This is a genomic window from Acinetobacter sp. YH12112 (assembly GCF_013418945.1).
Lineage (GTDB): Bacteria > Pseudomonadota > Gammaproteobacteria > Pseudomonadales > Moraxellaceae > Acinetobacter > Acinetobacter indicus.
Genome location: NZ_VPBA01000001.1, coordinates 114,226 through 133,153, shown reverse-complemented (window position 1 = coordinate 133,153; position 18,928 = coordinate 114,226). Strand labels below are relative to the sequence as shown.

General features: G+C 47.6%; 15 protein-coding genes. 7 read left to right on the top strand and 8 right to left on the bottom strand.

What is annotated here, in order from left to right; all coding sequences use genetic code 11:
• Positions 1–79 precede the first annotated feature (79 nt).
• A complete protein-coding gene (gene ppk1, locus FTU50_RS00615; RefSeq protein ID WP_005179379.1) occupies positions 80–2,161 on the bottom strand; it encodes a polyphosphate kinase 1 in 2,082 nt (693 codons plus the stop codon).
• Positions 2,162–2,272: 111 nt separating this feature from the next.
• Positions 2,273–2,947: a monofunctional biosynthetic peptidoglycan transglycosylase gene (mtgA, locus tag FTU50_RS00610; protein ID WP_045796058.1), complete on the bottom strand. Its 675-nt coding sequence runs from the start codon at positions 2,945–2,947 to the stop codon at positions 2,273–2,275.
• A 78-nt stretch (positions 2,948–3,025) separates the two neighbouring features.
• On the opposite strand from mtgA, the gene FTU50_RS00605 reads away from it, so the two are divergent.
• Positions 3,026–3,844, top strand: coding sequence for a rhomboid family intramembrane serine protease (locus FTU50_RS00605; protein WP_104491519.1), 819 nt, complete (start codon positions 3,026–3,028; stop codon positions 3,842–3,844).
• A 33-nt stretch (positions 3,845–3,877) separates the two neighbouring features.
• Here FTU50_RS00605 and FTU50_RS00600 read toward each other — a convergent pair whose 3' ends face one another.
• Positions 3,878–6,361 carry an ABC transporter permease gene (locus FTU50_RS00600; RefSeq protein WP_180046769.1) on the bottom strand — a complete coding sequence of 828 codons (2,484 nt, stop codon included), beginning with the start codon at positions 6,359–6,361 and terminating at the stop codon, positions 3,878–3,880.
• A gap of 1 nt (position 6,362) precedes the next feature.
• Entirely contained in the window at positions 6,363–7,088 is a 726-nt protein-coding gene (locus FTU50_RS00595; RefSeq protein ID WP_180046767.1) for an ABC transporter ATP-binding protein, read from the bottom strand.
• A gap of 32 nt (positions 7,089–7,120) precedes the next feature.
• Between FTU50_RS00595 and FTU50_RS00590 the strand changes: the two genes are divergently transcribed.
• Positions 7,121–7,732, top strand: a complete 612-nt coding sequence (locus FTU50_RS00590) for an arylesterase (RefSeq protein ID WP_016659292.1) — start codon at positions 7,121–7,123, stop codon at positions 7,730–7,732.
• 96 nt (positions 7,733–7,828) lie between these two features.
• Here the strand turns inward: FTU50_RS00590 and FTU50_RS00585 are convergent, their stop codons facing one another.
• Positions 7,829–8,443 carry a carbonic anhydrase gene (locus FTU50_RS00585; protein WP_034598190.1) on the bottom strand — a complete coding sequence of 205 codons (615 nt, stop codon included), beginning with the start codon at positions 8,441–8,443 and terminating at the stop codon, positions 7,829–7,831.
• A 309-nt stretch (positions 8,444–8,752) separates the two neighbouring features.
• Here FTU50_RS00585 and FTU50_RS00580 point away from each other — a divergent pair, with 309 nt between their 5' ends.
• Positions 8,753–9,775 (top strand): alpha/beta fold hydrolase, encoded by a 1,023-nt coding sequence (locus FTU50_RS00580; protein WP_005179410.1) that lies wholly within the window; start codon positions 8,753–8,755, stop codon positions 9,773–9,775.
• Positions 9,776–9,789: 14 nt separating this feature from the next.
• Positions 9,790–10,797, top strand: a complete 1,008-nt coding sequence (locus FTU50_RS00575) for a hypothetical protein (RefSeq protein ID WP_104484146.1) — start codon at positions 9,790–9,792, stop codon at positions 10,795–10,797.
• A gap of 74 nt (positions 10,798–10,871) precedes the next feature.
• On the opposite strand, the gene FTU50_RS00570 is transcribed toward FTU50_RS00575, so the two are convergent.
• Positions 10,872–12,932: a TonB-dependent receptor domain-containing protein gene (locus FTU50_RS00570; RefSeq protein ID WP_104510347.1), complete on the bottom strand. Its 2,061-nt coding sequence runs from the start codon at positions 12,930–12,932 to the stop codon at positions 10,872–10,874.
• A 171-nt stretch (positions 12,933–13,103) separates the two neighbouring features.
• On the bottom strand, positions 13,104–13,742 hold the full coding sequence (nfuA, locus tag FTU50_RS00565) for a Fe-S biogenesis protein NfuA (RefSeq protein WP_005179419.1): 639 nt from the start codon (positions 13,740–13,742) through the stop codon (positions 13,104–13,106).
• Positions 13,743–13,901: 159 nt separating this feature from the next.
• Between nfuA and FTU50_RS00560 the strand changes: the two genes are divergently transcribed.
• From FTU50_RS00560 to FTU50_RS00550, 3 genes are all read left to right on the top strand, one after another.
• Positions 13,902–14,519 (top strand): rhomboid family intramembrane serine protease, encoded by a 618-nt coding sequence (locus FTU50_RS00560; RefSeq protein ID WP_005179422.1) that lies wholly within the window; start codon positions 13,902–13,904, stop codon positions 14,517–14,519.
• A 121-nt stretch (positions 14,520–14,640) separates the two neighbouring features.
• Complete coding sequence (locus tag FTU50_RS00555) at positions 14,641–14,799, top strand: hypothetical protein (RefSeq protein WP_180046765.1); 159 nt, start codon at positions 14,641–14,643, stop codon at positions 14,797–14,799.
• Between the two features lie 174 nt (positions 14,800–14,973).
• Entirely contained in the window at positions 14,974–16,512 is a 1,539-nt protein-coding gene (locus FTU50_RS00550) for a hypothetical protein (protein WP_180046763.1), read from the top strand.
• Positions 16,513–16,835: 323 nt separating this feature from the next.
• Here the strand turns inward: FTU50_RS00550 and FTU50_RS00545 are convergent, their stop codons facing one another.
• Complete coding sequence (locus tag FTU50_RS00545) at positions 16,836–18,455, bottom strand: inorganic phosphate transporter (RefSeq protein ID WP_005179429.1); 1,620 nt, start codon at positions 18,453–18,455, stop codon at positions 16,836–16,838.
• Positions 18,456–18,928 lie beyond the last annotated feature (473 nt).

The following is an 18,928-nucleotide window of genomic DNA, read 5'->3' as shown; positions in this document are numbered from 1 at the left end:
ATAAAAATAAGGAGCATCAGCTCCTTATTTTTTTAGCGGATAAAAGCCTGACATTCTTTAAATGTCAGGCTTGCCTCGCTTACTGAATCATCTCGATCAGGGTGCGCTGTGCATTGGAAGCCGGCTCACCTTCTGCGGCCTGCGCACGAATCCAGGTACCATCTCCCTGCAGTAGCCACGCCTGCTGGTTATCTTGCAGATAAATTTGCAGACCTTGCTGATAAATACGTTTTTTCAGTGCCGGATCTTCAATCGGGAAGCAGGCTTCAACCCGGTTAAACAGGTTACGGTCCATCCAGTCAGCACTTGAACAGTAAATACGCGCATCACCATTATTGCTGAAGTAATACACGCGGGTATGTTCCAGGAATCGGCCGACAATGGAACGTACCCGGATATTTTCCGACAGCCCCGGCAAGCCCGGACGCAGGCAGCAAATCGAACGGATAATCAGGTCAATCTGCACGCCAGCCTGGGAAGCTTCATACAGTTTATTGATCAGCTGCATTTCGGTTAAGGCATTCACCTTCACAATAATTTGTGCTGGTTTACCAGCTTTGGCATTGGCAATTTCATCATCAATAAAGTTGATCAGCTGGGTATGCAAAGTAAACGGCGCATGCAGCAGCTTTTTCAGCTTGGCCATTTTGCCCATGCCGGTCAGTTCCTGGAAAATGCGGTGTACATCTTCACAGAGTTCCTTGTCTGTAGTCAGCAAGCCGTAGTCGGTATAAATCCGCGCATTACCGGCATGATAGTTACCGGTGCCCAAATGCACATAACGCACCAGCTTGTTGTTTTCACGGCGCACCACCAGAATCATTTTGGCATGGGTTTTATAACCGACAATGCCATAGACCACCACCGCGCCGGCCTCTTGCAGCACGTTGGCCACAGCAATGTTGGATTCTTCATCAAAACGCGCACGCAGCTCAATGACCGCGGTCACTTCTTTACCATTACGCGCCGCTTCCGCTAAGACTTGTACGATTTCAGAATCGGCACCACTACGGTACAGGGTCTGTTTAATTGCCAGTACCTGCGGGTCACGCGCCGCTTCACGCAGCAGGTTAATCACCGGGGCAAAGGATTCAAACGGATGATGCAGCAGAATATCCTGCTTTTGCATGGCCGAAAAAATATTCTCGGACTTTTTCAACACTTTCGGAATCACTGGCGTATGTGAGTCATAACGTAAATGTGGACGTTTAAAGTTAGACAATAAACGCGCCAGATTCACCGGACCATCCACTTTATAGAGCTGATCTTCATGCAGATCGAACTCATTTAGTAGATATTCATAAATCGGTTGCGGACAGTTCTGGGTGACTTCCAGACGCACCGCGCGGCCAAAACGGCGGGAGTTCAGCTCGCCTTTCAGCGCTTTAGCCAGATCTTCGACATCTTCGTTTAAGGCCAAGTCAGCATTACGGGTGACACGGAACTGATAACAGCCAGTCGCAGTCATGCCCGGGAACAGGTCCGATACATGCTCATGAATAATCGCAGACAGCATCACGTGATGTTCTTTACCACCGGTCAGTTCATCTGGTAAACGCACCACACGTGGCAAGGAACGCGGCGCTGGTACCACGGCCAGGTCAATCTGACGGCCGAAAGCGTCTTTCCCTTCCAGCGTCACAATAAAGTTCAGACTTTTATTGACCAGACGCGGGAATGGATGGGCCGGGTCCAGGCTGATTGGGGTTAAGACCGGTGCAACCTGTTCCTGGAAATATTTTTTCACCCAGGCCGATTGGGCTGGCGTCAGCTCACCACGGCGCAAGAAACAGATGTCTTCTTCACGCAGTTTAGGCAGAATTTCCTGGTTTAAAATACGGTATTGGCGCTCAATGGCAGCGTGGGCAGTTTGGGAAATCTGCTCCAGTACCTGTTTCGGAGTCAGACCATCCGGGCTACGGCTTTCATTACCCAGATCCAGCTGCTCCATGACACCTGCAACACGAATTTCAAAAAACTCATCTAAGTTACGTGAAAAGATGAGTAAAAAGTTCATACGTTCCAGCAACGGATGCAAAGGATCGACTGCCTGCTCCAGCACGCGCAAATGGAAATCGAGGATAGAAAGCTCACGATTGATGTATCGATCATTATAGGTATAGTCTATTTGCGCAGGGGTCGCGCTCGCTGCCGTATTCATATGCACCCTATGACTTTTTCTCAAGTATTCACTATTCATAAGTATGCTTCAATTTTGTGACAATTTCATAAAAAAAGCCCACTGCTGTGGGCTTTTTTTCAATTTTACAACTCAAGGAATCTCGCTGTAACGCATGTATTTACGGATCATGCGTTTACGTGGTTCCAGACCACGGCCGGAACGGTTGTCCTGATAATATTTTGGATTCGGTAAAATCGCAGCCAGAAAAATCGCTTCTTCACGACTAAGGCTGCGTGAAGACTTGCCAAAATAATGCTGGGTCGCCGCCTCAATACCGTAAATGTTGTCGCCAAACTCTACCGAGTTTAAATACACTTCCAGAATCCGCTGCTTGCTCCACATGCGTTCCATCATCCAAGTGGCAATCGCTTCCTGACCTTTACGCAAAAACGAACGCTGGTTAAATAAAAACAGGTTTTTCGCCAGCTGCTGGGAAATGGTCGAACCGCCAGCCACCACCTGTCCCTGATCTTTATTGCGTTCCAGCGCATGCTGAATACCTTCCCAGTCAAAGCCATGGTGCTGCATAAACTTGCCATCTTCGGCAGCCACCACGGCTTTTTTCAGATATTCACTGATCTGGTCATAGTCACGCCATTCATGCCGGATGGGCTGGGAAGTATCTGACCAGTAGTCCAGGCGCATCATCATGGTACTTTGTACCGGCTGGGTTCGCCACCAGGCCAGACTCGAGAAAATCCACAACTGGATCAATAAAAACAGACTGACAAGAATTAATAAGGTACGGACAATAAAAGCTTTCATGTCAGCTTGGGGCTCCTGAGGCGTGAATTTTTCGTGTTAAGCTTATAACGAAATAAATCATCATTGTATAAAAATAGCATGTCTGAATATTCACCGCCGCTGATTCACCGTAAACCCGAAACGCATTTATGGTGGCTGACGGCCCTGTTGATTGCCCTCAATATTGGTGTATTTGCCTGGCAAATCCTGACCGGTGTCGATGCCAGCCAGCCCAGCACCCGGGATGCGATTCTCTGGGGCGCCGACTATGCTCCCCTGACCTTTCTCGAACAGCCGCAGCGTCTGTTCAGCAGCATGTTTTTCCATTTTGGCATGATTCACCTGATGCTGAATATGTGGGCCCTGTATATTTTTGGCAGCGTGGCCGAACAGCTTTTTGGCCGGATGTATTTTTTAGGCCTGTATCTACTGGCCGGACTGATGGGCAGCCTGCTCAGTGGCTATTTACAGATTCAGGATTCTTTAGAAATTCTTGCACATGGCCTGACCAGCCCGGATTTACTGCCAAGTGTGAGCGCTGGTGCATCGGGTGCAGTGATGGGTTTGGGTGCGTCCCTGACGGTTTTATCATTATTGCCACGTCTGCCAAAACAGCGTTTCCTGCTGGATAAAAAAACCTTATTGCTGGTGATGGGTCTGAACCTGTTTATGGGCTTTATGATTAGCGGGATTAACAATGCCGCACATATTGGCGGCATGGTGATGGGCGCAGCCCTGGCAGCGCTTTGGTATGCCGGCCAGAAGCTGCACAAGTCAGCGCTGTTTTCACTGCTGGCGCTGACCGGCGCCGCCATCATCAGCTGGCTGTTTTATCAGTACTGTCTGCAACAGGTACAGATCCTTGCCCCGCTGTGGCAGGAAATTCTACAGATGATGCGCCAGCAATTGCAGCTTTAATGCATTCCTATCATTTTAATGCAGAGATGACGCTTATTGATTCATCTCTCGCAGGCTTTGCAAAGGCGGAATATCCGATAAATAACTAAGCCGATAACGACCAATCAAAGCACACAATAAAGTCATTACAACCGGCAAGATTAGCCAGATTTCCCAGTGTGGCTGAATTGCCAGTTCCATCCGGTAACTGGCAATCGCACTAATCACCTCGGCAAACAGACAGGCCACCACTCCGGCAATCCCGCCAATCAGGCCAATTTCCAGACTCATCATCCGTTTTAATTTCTGCTTGGAACTACCAAAAGAACGCAGCAAGGCCACCTCACGTTTCCGCTCATCCATCAGCAGGTTTAAACAGGCAATCAGCACCAGAATCCCAGACACGGCCACCAACACTGCCAGAATGGTAATAATCTGTACCAACACATTCACAATCCGTTTAATCTCTTCCAGAATCAGACTGACATCAATAAATACGGTATTGGAAAACTGCTGGATCAGCTGCACCAGTGCCGGCCGGTCCTGCTCTGGCACATAGAAACTGCCCAGATAGCTGCCGGCATTTTCATCCATGGTCTGCGGTGAAAAAATAAAGAAGAAATTCGGACTAAAACTTTCCCATTCCACGCTGCGCAGATTGATGACTTTGGCCTGCAACAAGCCTTCCGGCAAACTAAAGGTCAGCGTATCGCCAATCTCAATGCCCAGCTCTTGCGCGGTATTGGCCTCAACCGAGACCTGCCCGATCTGGCTAAACTGTTCCTGCCCGGCCACAATCAGGTTATCGGCCGGAAAGCGCTCGGCCTGGGTCAGGTTTAATTCACGTCGGAGCGAATTATTGTGCTGGATTAGCGCTTCTGCAAAGGGCTGATCGTTTTTGGCCACCAGCCGCCCGCGCACATTTGGGTACAGCGGCGTACTGTGCCAGCCCTGCTGTTCAAGCTGCGCCTGAAACTCTGGCATATCAAACGGTGGTAAACCATAAACAAACTGGTTCGGCGTGCCTTCCGGCAATTGCTGCTGCCAGCGATCCAGCAGATCGGTACGTAATACTGCCAGCACGGTAATCAGACTAAGGCCCAGCGCCAGTGCAGTAATCTGAAATGCAGTCTGATACGGCGTGCGTACATAGGCCGAGATACCGCTTTTTAAATTGCGGATCAGTTTCAGGAAGCTCCAGACTACGGCATAGAGTACGCTACACAGCAGGATGATGGCGCCCATGACCCATAGCGTTAGCACGATATTTTCAGTCAACACCACACTAAACAGCATCAGGCTGAGTGTGCCAGTCAGCAGCATCCATAGCATCGACTGGACTGATTTTTCCTGCTGGCGAATCACCCTGATTGGTGGGGTATTTAGCAGCTGCCACAGACTTGGCAAAATAAAGCCCAGCAGTACCACGGCACTGGTCAGCATGGCAATCGGGAGTGGCCCCAGCAGCATCTCGACAGCGGAAAACTGCAATTGCAAATGCGGAATCAGCTGTAACATTAATTGCAACAGCCCATAGCCTAGCGTAATGCCGACCGCACTACCGAGCAGCATCGCCAGTAACAGCACCACCGCCAACAAGGTCAGATAAGCGCCCAGAATCTGCTTCTTGGTCGCGCCAATGCAACGCATTAAAGCAATATGATCCTGATTCTGCTGCACATAACGCTGGCTGGTCAGGGCAATGGCAATGCCGCACAGTAAAATGGTGAGAATATTGGCCAGCTGTAAAAAGGTATCCAGATTGGCAATTGGACGCATCAAGCGGGTATTGCCTTCACTGGCATTGCGCAGGCGCAGCCCATCCGGCTCACTGATATTCTGCCCGTCAATTTCCTGGGTCTTGGGCAAGCTTTCCTGATACTGTTTAAAATCCTGCTCGAACTGGCGAGTATGCTGGGGTGTACCGGCCATCAGCAAGCGGTAATTAATCCGACTGCCAACCTGAATGGCATTGGTACGCGCCACATCTTGCTGGGCAATGATCACCGTCGGTGAAAAACCGCTAAAACCCAGTTCCTGATTGGAATCATGCTCGATGCTGGCCGTGACCTGAAAGGCGCCATCGGCAATATTTAAGGTATCGCCCACCTGAATTTTTAGCAGCTCCATCGCGCGCTGGCTGACCCAGACCTCGCCCGGTTGAATGGCAGCAGCAGGCTGCGGCGCAACCCGCAGCTCTCCGCGTAACGGAAAGGCCTGATCAATGGCTTTGACATTCACCATCACAAATTCATCGCCGGTGTGTGCCATCGAGCTAAACACCGTAACATGCGACTGCTTTAGCGCTAACTCATCGGCCGCCGCTTCCCAGCGCGGTGCAATCGGTTTATTGTCAGACAGCACCAGATCACCGGCCAGCATTTCTGCCGCCTGCAAAGCCACCGCATTTTGAATCTGCTCATTGCTGAATTTCAGCGCGGTTGTGGCACTAATTGCCAGAATTAGCGCAATCAGTAACAGATAAACACCGGTACTTTTAAAACTCTGGGTCAGTAAAGGACGAAATAACGGGTTCATCTCATCCTCCTGCCGGGTGTTCCAGCAATTGTCCCTGACTGAGTTCAAAATGGCGCTGACATTGCTGCGCCAGTTTCGGATCATGCGTCACCAGCACCAAGGTGGTCCCCAGTTCACGGTTCAGTTGAAATAACAGCTGTTCAATTTCTTTGGCGGTTTCGCCGTCTAAATTCCCGGTCGGTTCATCGGCAAAAATGATTTTAGGCTCACTGATTAAAGCCCGGGCAATCGCCACCCGTTGCTGCTCACCACCCGACAGGACTTTCGGGGGCTGCTCTGCCTGCCGTTCCAGTCCGACTTTTTTCAGTAGATTACGCGCCTTGTGTTCGGCCTCGGCAAATTTAAAATTCGGTTGCAAGCGTAGCGGCAGCATGACATTTTCCAGTGCGGTTAAATGCGGCAATAACTGGAACGACTGGAATACAAAACCAATATATTTCAGCCGCACCAGCGCACGCTGTTCTTCATTCAGCTCCTGAATTGATTCACCACAGACCGTTAACTGCCCGGCACTGGCCTGATCCAAGGTCGCCAGAATCCCCAATAAGGTCGATTTGCCTGAACCGGAACGGCCGGTAATTGCCACCTGTTCCCCCGCCCGGATCTCCAGATTTAAATTTTCAAAAATCGTCAGTGTTTTTTGTGCAAGTTGTATCTTTTGTGTCAATTGTTGGGCAGAAATAATGCTTTGTGGCATGATGGCGGTATCTGTAGTGAATTGAGTCATAGTATCCTTAAATGCACATTCGCAATTTCAAAATGAGTTGTTTTGCTTATTTCGCTGTGGCTGGGCTTGCCTTCATGCCCATGCTGGTGTCTGCCAAAACCATCATGATTCTGGGTGACAGCTTAAGTGCCGGTTACGGTTTGCAACCACAACAAGGCTGGGTCCATCTGTTACAAAAACGTTTAGAGCAACAGTATCCGAAACAGCATAAAGTGGTCAATGCAAGTGTGAGTGGCGAAACCACCAGCGGCGCGCTGGCACGTTTGCCCAAATTACTGCAAACGCATAAGCCGCATGTGGTGGTAATTGAACTGGGCGGTAATGATGGCTTGCGTGGTCAGCCACCGCAGCTGATTCAAAATAATCTGGCGCGGCTGATTCAGCACAGTCAACAGGCCAAAGCCAAGGTGATTGTATTTGGCATGAAAATGCCACCCAATTATGGCAGCGCCTACAGCAAGGCGTTTGAAAATAACTACAAAGTGGTGAGCCAGCGTTATCAGGTCAAATTACTGCCCTTCTTCCTAGACGGTGTCGCCGGTAAAAATACCCTGATGCAAAAAGATCTGATCCATCCGACGGCTGCAGCCCAGCCCATTTTGCTGAAAAATGCCTATCCCTTGATTCAGGCAGCATTAAAATAAAGCCGATTCAACGCTGAGATGGTTTTCAAGATCCGGATTTCAGCCATAAAAAAAGCGGGACATCAATGCCCGCTTTTTGATTATTTTTAGAATCAATTAAAAATCAAAGAAAGTTACTTCACCGGTTTCTAATGAATATTCTGCACCTACGACTTTCAGCTGCCCCTGTTCAATCAGGTTTTCTAACACTGCTGAACCATGACGTAGCTGATTGACTGAGGCAAACACATTGGAACGAACCGCATGTTTCGACAGCTTGGCCAAATCATTTTTCAGTTCAGTCTGCATCAGCGTTTCTACGGACGGGCGAACACGGTTCACAATTGACATCAGATTGGCAGATGGTGGACAGTCCGGGCACATCAAGGTATCAATGGTGGCCTGAATCGCGCCACAGTGACTATGGCCCAAGACCACAACCACGGCGCAGTCATAACGCTCTGCCGCAAATTCAACACTGCCGACCTGAGATGGCGCAACAATATTCCCTGCCACACGAATCACAAACAGATCGCCGAGTCCCTGATCAAAAACCATTTCTGCAGGTACACGTGAATCAGAACAACCGAGCACAATCGCAAAAGGATTCTGGTCTTCGGCCATCTCTGCACGTTGATGGTGGGTTAGTTGTTTCGGATGATTGGTATTGCCCGAAACAAAACGTTGGTTTCCTTGTTTAAGACGTTCTAAAGCCTCTTGAGCTGTGAGCATTCTTGTTACCACCAGTTTTTGAATTTTCAGCATTTTAATCCTCTGCCGGGACAAAGTCACTTGCAAAAAAAATAGCTGATCAATTTTTATAAGATAAATTTTTTCAAATTTTCCTAAAGTAATTGCGATTTACATCACACTTCAAAAGCAGCACACCAACCCGATCAAAAAACAGCTAGGTGACATTTTCTGCAAAGCCCTTACAATAACCAGAAACAGCATTTTCAATTCGACTTAAGGCGAAAATTTACACAATTCAAACAAGCCAAGCCGACGCCTATTTAAAAAATATTCTTGGGGATATCGTCAATGAAGCAGGATTCTTCGCGATTTTTGTCTTGGCCACGACTGGCAGTCCTGGCACTGGCACTGTCTGCACCTCTGCTCAGCTCTGCCGCCAAACTCTCGCCTGAACAGCAAGTGGTGCAGCATTATTATCAGACTGAACGCCAGGCGGCGGGTCTGGTCTCGAAAAGCTTGAAAATTGGCAATATTACCTGGCGCTATAATGAAGGCGGCGATGTTAATCGGCCAACCATTTTGCTGTTACATGGCTTTGCCGGACACCGCGACAACTGGAACCGGGTGGCCAAATTTCTCACCCCGTCCTATCATGTGATTATCCCCGATTTACCCAATACCGGTGAAACCCAGAGTTCGGGCAATTTTGACCTGTCTGTACCAAGCATGAGCGCACAATTGCGTCAGCTGGTAGAAACCTTGAATATTGCCGACAAACTGAATATTGCCGGGCACTCATTGGGTGGCTCTGTGGCAACGGTCTATGCAGCCCAATATCCGTTTGATACCCAAAGCCTGTTCCTGCTGAACAGTGCCGGTATTTATAAACACTCCAATACGCCTTATACCAAAGATCCGCTGTTACTGAAAAATCTGGTGGTCACCGCGCCGGGCGATTTAGACCATATTGCGCATCAGCTGATGCAAAACCCGCCGAAAGTACCAGAGCAGTTTAAATCTGCTCAAGAAAAACTGTTAATTTCACGGGCCAGTCAATCCTTAAAATTTATTGACCAGATGGTCACCCTGAACCGGATTTATACCCCGGACAGCTTTGCCCGTCTCACCCGCAATATTGAAGCACCGACCCTGATTCTCTGGGGCAAGCACGATAAAATTATTAATGTTGAAGTGGCCAAAGAATTACAGGGTCTGTTTAAACGCGCAGAAACCCCGGTCATTTTAAATAATGTCGGTCATGTGCCAATGCTGGAAGCCGAACAGCAGGTGGTACAACATTATTTACCCTTCCTGGCCAAAACACAGAACCTAAAAAACCCGCTAGCTGATAAACTGATTCCTTTAAATTAAGTTCCAGAGATTGTATGCAGCAAAACCCGATGCTTGAGCAGTTGATTGAAGCTCATCTTGACTTTTTAGCACATGAGTTTTCTCAGCCTGAAACCGTACAGCAGGAATTTCTGCATTTTTATCACTGGTTCCGCAAGCAGCATCTGAAAGATCTCTGGAGTTGCGAACAGCTGAATGCCCTGCTGCAAAAACAGATTCTGGACACACCGGCCAGTGCCTTTCTGATTGAACAGATTGCAGAACACATCCGCTTTGCCTTGGTGCATCCGGTGAATGACAGCGCCAAAATTGCCGATGTCATTCCGGTACTGACCATTGATAAAATTGCCCAGTATGTGGCCAGCAAAAGTGGTCATCGTCAGCGTCTGATTAAAACCGTGGTCAGCAATCCGGCCTTTTCTGCGATGATTAGCCAGTTAATCCAGCACTCGATTCAGGATTATCTGGACAATTCACTGATTGCCAAAAGTGTGCCTGGCGTGTCGCGTTTTATGAAAATGGGCAAATCGGTACTGGAAACAGTGACCGATTCCAGTTTAGACAGTGCAGTGAGTGCCTATTTGCAAAAGAATATCTTAAAGCTTAGCCAGATGAGTGAATCGGTCCTGAACCAGCATTTTGATGATGACAAGCTCTATCATCTGCAGGCCAATATCTGGCACAAGATTAAAGACCTGCCTTTGTCGGTCTTAAAAAACTATATTGAAGTACAGGATCTGCCACAGACTGTGGCGCTGGGTCATGAAATCTGGGACTTTATGCGCCAGAGTGATTATTTAAAACAGCAGCTACATGATGGGGTACACGCCTGGTATGTCCGTAATCAGGAACGCACTTTTGACCTGTTATTGCGTGATCTGAATATTGATGAAGCCCTGATTCAGCAGGAATTGCAGCAACTGTTGAACCCGGTGATTCAGCAGATGCTGTCGCAGCAGTATTTACGGGAACGTGCACGGCTCTATCTAGAAAAGTTTTATTATTCCGAGCCAGCACAGAAAATTCTGAACACCAATACCTAAGCCTCAAAAAAAGCCGCAATTTCGGCTTTTTTTCTTGCTTGATCATTGAAACGTAGATGTTTAGCAGTTGATGATTAGAACCTGGCCATCAGGCTAATGCCATAACGGCGGCCATCTAGAAGCTGGTCACCATCACGGTCTTCAGCTTTTTCATCCAGCAGGTTATACACGCCAAATTTACCACTGATATTTGGGGTAAATTTATAGTTCAGACCCACATCTAAAAACTCATAACCCGGATTTGGCTGGGCAACAGAAGTCCGGCTTAAATAGGCAGATGTTTCTGAACGATAATGCAGGCGTGACCAGACATTCAAGGCATCATTAATTTCATGATCGACCGTAATATTCAGCATATGCTCTGGCATCTGGTTTACAGGCTGGCCTTTGAACTCACCTGTCTTAAATTCGGAATCGGTAAAGGTATAGTTGGCCATGAGCGTGGTGTAATCACTCAGGCTGGCTTCCAGAGTCGCTTCCACACCTTTTAACTCGGCTTCATCGACATTAATCCGTTCACTGATGAAATAAAACGGTGTATCGCCTTCAAAACATTTCCACTCCTGCCAGTTATCCCGGTTGGTCGAGCTGCCATCGGTATCGGTTTCGCAGGCACGCACTTCGGTAATCCGGTCTTTATACTGAGTGACATAAGCGGTTAAGGACGCCTTGACCCTGTCATTTTGCCAGTTCACGCCCAGCTCTGAAGACAGACTCGATTCCGGGTCTAGGTCCGGATTGGCGCGAATAATGCCGCGTCCGGTGGCTAACGGTGAACCACCACCGCCGGTGACGCTATAAAAGCCTTCCGTGGCAGCACGAATATCCGGCTGTTTATAACCGGTTGACACCCCACCTTTCACGGTCCATTGGTCATTCAGGCTATACACGCCATATAAGCGCGGCGAAACATGACCACTGTAGTTTTCGTCATGGTCATAGCGCAGCCCGGCGGTTAAATCGAAACGGTCACTCAAATGCCAGGTATCTTCCAGAAAAGCCGCGGCCGACCAGCGGGTTAATTCACTAAACTCCGGCGCATTCGGATTACGGTTGGTGGCCTTATCGGTGAGTTTCTCATCTTTATAATGCGCACCAAAAGACAGTGTATGATTGCCCAGCAACCAGTTCCACTGGTTATTAAAGGTCCAGGTATCCAGTTCAATGCCTTTGGTGCCCAACTGGGTATTACCACGATCGGGGTTTTTAGAATTTTCATACTGCAGATAGGTGGTACTATCAAGCTGATCGCTATAACGGCCATGATGGGTTAAGGCATAAACATGACGATAATTACGTGAACTGGAATCGGCGGCATTGTTGGCCGGTGCAACCGTTTTACCCACCGTGGTTTCCGATTCCTGCTGGACAAAATTGGCTTCCAGTTGCAGATCATGATTGTCATTGAGTATATAACTCAAGCGGCTATTCAGGCTTTCCCGTTCAGTCCCGCGAAAACCGCCAACATAGGCATCTTCTTCACGTTTTTGCTTATTCAGCGACAGCTGTAAACCAAGCTTGTTCTCTAGTAATGGACCCGCCAAATAGACCGAACCATTTTGAATATCGCCGGCATTGCCCTGATCCTGAATGACACTGCCCAGTTCGACACTGCCCGACCAGCGGTCACTGACTTTCTTGGTAATAATATTCACCACCCCGCCCATCGCATCTGTTCCATACAGTGTTGAGGCCGGCCCACGAATAATTTCAATTCGCTCAATCGCGGAGACCGGCGGCAAAATATTTTTCTCAAAACCGGCATCATCGCCATTTGGATTGACATCACGGCCGTATTGACGTTTGCCATCGACCAGAAACAAGGTGTAATTCGAGCTCATACCGCGAATGCTGATGGTTTGTGCCGAGCCAGAACCGGACACCACCACGCCGGGAGTATGTCTAAGTACATCTGTAATATCATTATATTCACGCTTTTCCAGCTCTTCCCGATCAATCACGGTAATGGACGCCGGCGCCTTGGACAGGTCCTGTTCATAGCCGGTAGCGGTTACCACAATGGTATTTAACTGGGTCGCATCTGCAGTGCTATTGTCTGGATTTGCTTGAGCAAGGCTGCTCATCACGGCAAGGACCGCAAAAGATAATGCTGACTGGTTCAGAGTTTTATTCATCAGGTTATCCCAATTTAATTAAGGAGAAATTCTGTGTATTTCGTTGCGCATTGTAACAATCTTGACTGATAATTCAATTATTACTGATAATTATTATCATTATTATATTTATTTAAGACAGTAAAAAGCCTCCACGATGGGAGGCTCATTTGCTGAAGTGAAACTTATTTATTATTTAAAATAAGCACCTTCGGCCTGGCTGTGGTCAGTCTGGTCTACCACACGCATTAATTCAGGCACATGCTGTTTTAATGTGGTTTCCACACCCTGTTTCAGCGTGACATCAATCGCTGAACAGCCCTGACAACCGCCACCGAATTTCAGGATCGCGGTTAAACCATGTTCCGGATCTTCAACCACTTCCACCAAGGCACAGTTACCGCCGTGACCGGCAAGGCCCGGGTTAATTTCAGACTGTAATACGTAAGTAATACGCTCTTCGATTGAGGCATCCGGACCCACGCGTGGCACTTTCGAGTTAGGCGCACGGAAGGTCAGCTGGCCCCCAAAACGGTCTTTGTTGTAATCAATAACCGCATCCAGTAAATATGGAATAGACGGGGTGTCGATATAGGCCGGAAAATCCGGATAATCCTGCTTATAATCTGTTGGTACGACTTCTTCTGGCGCACTATAAGCCATACAACACTCAGCACGCGGCGTTCCAGGATTCTCAACAAAAACGCGCACACCAATCCCCGGTGTATTTTGCTTTGCCAATAAATCTTTTAAATACTCTTGAGCATTTGGGGTGATCAATAAGTTTGGAATCTCTTCTGCAACTGCAGTGCTGTGGTTCTCAGTCGACATAACAATATTTCCTCATGCTGAAGTTGCCATTTTAACTGAAGATGCGGCGGAATTAAAAAAATTCAACTAAAATTGTCGGAATTATCCTATGAAAGTTCTGTTTCATTTGTTTTTTAATGGCATTATGATCAGGAAACCCGAAAAGAAGAACATCTGTTTATGTTAGATTTACCGTTTAATCATACTGTTACGCTGATTGTGATTACAGCGATTATCTCCTTTATTGCTTTTTCCAAAGAAAAAGTCATGAACCGGCTGATTTTCTGGCCACCGGCGTTGGAACGGGGTCAATATGACCGCTTCATTACCCACGGTTTTGTCCATGCCGATGGTACCCACTTGCTGTTTAACATGATTACCCTGTTTTTCTTCGGCAGTATTATTGAAAGCTTTTACCGTCAGTATCTGTATGATCTGGGCTTTGTGCTGTTTTACCTCGGTGGTCTGATTGCCGCAATTTTACCGAGTTATCTAAAACACAAAAATGATCATCGCTGGGCCAGCCTGGGTGCTTCCGGTGCGGTGTCTGCAGTACTGTTTGCCTATATCCTGTTTGAACCATGGAAACTGATTTTTGTGTTCTTTATTCCGGTTCCGGCAATTATTTTTGCGGTGCTGTATGTGGCCTATAGCATCTGGTCGGGTAAACGTGGCAATTCCAATATTAACCACAGCGCGCATTTGTGGGGAGCAGCCTATGGGGTGATTATCACCATCATGATTGAGCCGCGTTTAATTCCACATTTCCTGAATAAACTTAGCCAGCTTCCGTTCTAAATTTGAGCAATCTGAAGCGCCTGCGGTATATTTTGACAACGCATAACTACAATTAACACAGTATGCCTCAGCGGTTGGCGTCTAAAATAACTCGAATAATAACGAAGATGGAAGATGAGAGATGAAAAAGTTATTTCTGATTGCCGGCTGTTTACTGAGCTTGAGTGCCTGTGCCGTCCATACCCCAGAAGGCCGTTTGGTGATTGATCCTGACTCACGTATTTATGGCTATCCAGGAGATTTCTGCCCACCAGGTCAGGCCCAAAAAGGCCGCTGCTAAGCCCATTTTTCCATTTAGCCTCCAGAATGGAGGCTTTTTACTGCGTCCTCATAAACTGCAATTTCATTGGATAATTCATACAATTTTGGTAGTTAATGCCACCCCATCTCACAATTTGGCATAGATAATGTATACATCTGTATATTAATTTGCTTTCAAGCTGCGAGTTTTTGCATGTCCACATTAGACGGCCTACAATTTCCACATTTCGAAAACCAGAAACCCAGTACTTCACGCACAGGACGTGCGATTATTGCCGAGGCACTGGCCGGTGTTGCACCGCAACTGTCCCAGCAAACTCTGTCTGAAAAAAACTGGCGCAAACAGTATCCCAAATATTTTAAGGCGCTGGTCGAATACGGCATTCAGACCTGCCAGAACCCGATTCAAATTGCTGAACAGGGCCTGAATAAAGCACATGGCAGTTTCGAGTTTTATCGACATGGTCAAAAACATCTGCTGAAAGATGTGATGAGCCTCGATGCCCAGCCTTTGCACACAGTTAAAATCCAGGGCCAAAGCACGGCGGCGCCGGAATGGTATGTGCCGTATCAGGGACAGAAACTGCAAGGTCAGACACTGCTTGAGCAAATCCAGCGCTGGGAAGATGGCGGGATTATTGAACACAGTCATGCTCAAGCTTTACGTGCAGCAGTCGCTCATCCGGAATGGTTCGATTTATCAGACCGTACCATGGTGCTGTTTGGTGCTGCTTCTGAAGCTGGCCCCCTGACCTGGCTATCGAAATGGAAAGCCAATATTGTCGCGGTCGATTTACCCAATGCCCGGGTCTGGAACAAAATTCTAGAAACCGTGCAACAGGGTAATGCCACCCTGTATGCACCAGCGACTGAAGCGCTAGATGAAAACAGCACGACTGAGCTATTAAAAGAGCAGCTTGGCGCCAATTTACTGACTCAAACTCCTGAAATTGCCCAGTGGCTAACCCAGTTTGAACAGCAGCTGGATTTGGCTGCAATTGCCTATTTAGATGGTGAAAAACACGTGCGTGTGGCCATGGCGATGGATGCGATTATGCAGGCCGTCAGCGCGCAAAAAGCCGAGACCAGCCTGATGTTTATGTGCACCCCAACTGATGTCTATGCAGTGCCTGCCGATGTGATTCAGGCCTCAAAAGACAAGTATCAGCAACGCTCGAAAGCCCAGCAACTGCTGACCCGTGGGGTTTCAACGGTCACGGCGCAACATTTCTTCCAGAAAAACCTGCATGATCTGGTGCATTCAGACAATGGACAGGATTACGGGATTGCCGACTGTCTGGTGGTGGAACAAGGACCGAACTATGCGCTGGCCAAACGTATTCAGCAATGGCGCGCCACCCTCGCCCGTCATCAGGGACAACGCGTCAGCATTAATATTGCACCATCAACCACGACCTATTCGGTGACTAAAAATCCGTTATTAAAAGCGGCATTTAATGGTGCCAGCCTGTTTGATGTAGAAGCTTTTGCGCCAGAAACCACCAATGCGATTATGGCCGCGCTCTGGATTCATGACCTGCGTAATCCACAGTCGGGGGCCAATCCGGAAGTGACTCTGAACCATCCTTTAGAGTTGATGATGGAAGGGGCCAACCATGGCGGTTTATGGCGTGTCGCATATTTGGCCCGTACTGCCCTGCCTTTTGCAGCCTTATATGGTTTTGCTACCGAGAAGCTGCCTAAAGGCTTACTGGCCAAGTTAAAGAAATAAGAGATTTTAATCTCTCTTCGATCGTTCCCTCTCTCTTGTGTAGCGGTGCTACGTATCCAAAACGGAGAGGGAGATTTTTTTAGAGACCTGCTGTCTACCTGAAAGATAAAAGAGTGGATAGGTTCATTAAAGAAAGAGAAGCTTTGATATTGCTTAGGCTATTTCCTTACCCCCAGCCCTCACCCCTTGAGAGAATGCATTGTAGATTTGCTGTCTATCTAAAAAATAAAGGACGTCACGACTTAGCATTTGGATCATCTGTTTCATCTACAGATATAAAAAAACGCTGCCCAGGCAGCGTTTTTTATTGCGGATGAACCGGCTTAGAATACTTTCAGGAATAACCAGAACAGGCCACCCGATAAACAGATGGTTGCAGGCAAGGTGAAAATCCACGCCGATAGAATGGTTTTAACCATCTGGAAATTCAGGCCAGATTTATTCGCCACCATGGTCCCGGCCACCGCACTGTTCAAGACATGCGTGGTCGATACCGGCATACCAAAGCCATCTGCTGCAGCAATGGTCGACATCGCCACCAGCTCGGCTGACATGCCCTGACCATAAGTCATGTGCTGTTTACCAATCCGTTCACCCACGGTGACCACAATACGCTTCCAGCCGACCATGGTTCCTAAGCCCAGTGCCAGTGCCACCGCAACTTTAACCCAGGTTGGAATATATTGCAGGAAGGAATCGAGATGGTCACGGTAATCATCGACTACTTTTTCCTGTTCCTTGCTCATGGCAGGTAAAGCTTCCGCTTTATCCAGACGCTTGAATGACGTGGTGCTGAGGTACATATCATTACGCAATGCTGCCACTTCTGCTTCCGGAATATTTTTCAAATCGCCGTATTGACCCACACGCTCACCTAAATGATCAGTCAAACTGGCCAAAGCCGGTACCACTTCCGGGGTGATTTCCTTGGTCTGGATGTACTTGGTGATTACTTCACGGGCCTGCGCATCCGGAATATCGGTATGGTTGGCATAAATTGCAGACGCGGTTTGCGTCGACAATTGCTGGAAAGACTGGATATGCTGATTGTCCAGTTCCTTATTCAAGGAATAAGCCAATGGCACAATCCCAATCAGAATCAGCATGATTAAGCCCATGCCTTTCTGACCATCATTGGAACCGTGGGCAAAACTCACGCCAGTACAGGTAAAGATCAGGATGGCACGGATTAATGGCGGTGGCGGTTTGTTGCCTTCAGGCGGCTGGAACAGTTCCAGCTGACGTTTGAAAATCTTTTTCACCAGCAGGAACAGTACGGCAGCAAAGGCAAAACCAATTAATGGCGAGAACAGTAAAGCCTTACCGACTTTCATCACCTGTTCCATATCCACGCCGGATGCACCAGCGCCCGCATTGAGGATGTAGTTCATAATTCCCACACCCAGAATGGAACCAATTAAGGTATGCGAACTTGAAGCCGGAATACCGAGGAACCAGGTGCCTAAATTCCAGAGAATGGCCGCAATCAGCATGGCAAAAACCATGGCAAAACCTGCGCCTGAGCCAACATTCATGATCAGCTCGACCGGTAGCAAGGCAATAATACCGTAGGCCACGGCACCACTGGCGACCATCACCCCAAGGAAGTTACAGAAACCGGCCCACATTACCGCAACCGGTGCAGACAAGGCATTGGTATAAATGACCGTGGCCACCGCGTTGGCGGTGTCATGGAAACCGTTAACAAATTCAAAGCCTAGCGCAATAAATAAAGCGGTGGCCAGCAGAATCACCGAATACAAGCTAAGCGCCGGAACATGCGATAAATCTGCCGATAATTGAAAGCCAATATAAATAAGCGTTGAAATAATAAGCGTTAGAAACACCGGCATAAAGAATTTCGGTGTTGGCACATGAACATTGGTCGACTTTTTCGGAGCCGACTGGTGTGCTGAATCTACGGGAGTTTGATTAGAATTCATGCAAGCAGGAAAAGAGGATACAAAATCCCCTTATTGTTCAGTTAAATTGTGACAATTATATGACAAAAGCAGGTCAAATAAAGTAATTTTTCTACTTTATTTGCCACAATTTCCTGATAATTTTATAGACAAAAAATCAAACTATTCAAAATAAATCAAAAACTTATAAACCACCATCTCATCTTCATCCGGTTTTCTGTCATTGCTGTCATCTTTGATGACCTTGAAATATTACAAGCACAGCAAAACCCGGCCCATTTTTAGACCTTCTCATGCTGCCATAGCTATATGACAATTTTATGAATCCTTACAATGATTTATTTATAACGATGTGTATATTTTCAAAATAAGCCCATGAAAACGTATACTTTTTCAGCAAAGATGCCACAAAGTTCCGTTCCATCTCATCAATTGCGGAAAAAAGCAGTCGAACTCTGCTAAAATATTGCGCATTTCTGATTCATCAAAACAAG

Bases quoted from the DNA above. Each gene is read 5' to 3' on its own strand.
- FTU50_RS00585 (WP_034598190.1), bottom strand. From the start codon at position 8,443: ATGCTCACAGCTCAAGAGGCTTTAGAACGTCTTAAACAAGGAAACCAA.
- FTU50_RS00555 (WP_180046765.1), top strand. From the start codon at position 14,641: ATGAAAAAGTTATTTCTGATTGCCGGCTGTTTACTGAGCTTGAGTGCC.
- nfuA (WP_005179419.1), bottom strand. From the start codon at position 13,742: ATGTCGACTGAGAACCACAGCACTGCAGTTGCAGAAGAGATTCCAAAC.
- FTU50_RS00595 (WP_180046767.1), bottom strand. From the start codon at position 7,088: ATGACTCAATTCACTACAGATACCGCCATCATGCCACAAAGCATTATT.
- FTU50_RS00580 (WP_005179410.1), top strand. From the start codon at position 8,753: ATGAAGCAGGATTCTTCGCGATTTTTGTCTTGGCCACGACTGGCAGTC.
- FTU50_RS00560 (WP_005179422.1), top strand. From the start codon at position 13,902: ATGTTAGATTTACCGTTTAATCATACTGTTACGCTGATTGTGATTACA.
- FTU50_RS00550 (WP_180046763.1), top strand. From the start codon at position 14,974: ATGTCCACATTAGACGGCCTACAATTTCCACATTTCGAAAACCAGAAA.
- ppk1 (WP_005179379.1), bottom strand. From the start codon at position 2,161: ATGAATACGGCAGCGAGCGCGACCCCTGCGCAAATAGACTATACCTAT.
- FTU50_RS00600 (WP_180046769.1), bottom strand. From the start codon at position 6,361: ATGAACCCGTTATTTCGTCCTTTACTGACCCAGAGTTTTAAAAGTACC.
- FTU50_RS00590 (WP_016659292.1), top strand. From the start codon at position 7,121: ATGAGTTGTTTTGCTTATTTCGCTGTGGCTGGGCTTGCCTTCATGCCC.
- mtgA (WP_045796058.1), bottom strand. From the start codon at position 2,947: ATGAAAGCTTTTATTGTCCGTACCTTATTAATTCTTGTCAGTCTGTTT.
- FTU50_RS00570 (WP_104510347.1), bottom strand. From the start codon at position 12,932: ATGAATAAAACTCTGAACCAGTCAGCATTATCTTTTGCGGTCCTTGCC.
- FTU50_RS00575 (WP_104484146.1), top strand. From the start codon at position 9,790: ATGCAGCAAAACCCGATGCTTGAGCAGTTGATTGAAGCTCATCTTGAC.
- FTU50_RS00545 (WP_005179429.1), bottom strand. From the start codon at position 18,455: ATGAATTCTAATCAAACTCCCGTAGATTCAGCACACCAGTCGGCTCCG.
- FTU50_RS00605 (WP_104491519.1), top strand. From the start codon at position 3,026: ATGTCTGAATATTCACCGCCGCTGATTCACCGTAAACCCGAAACGCAT.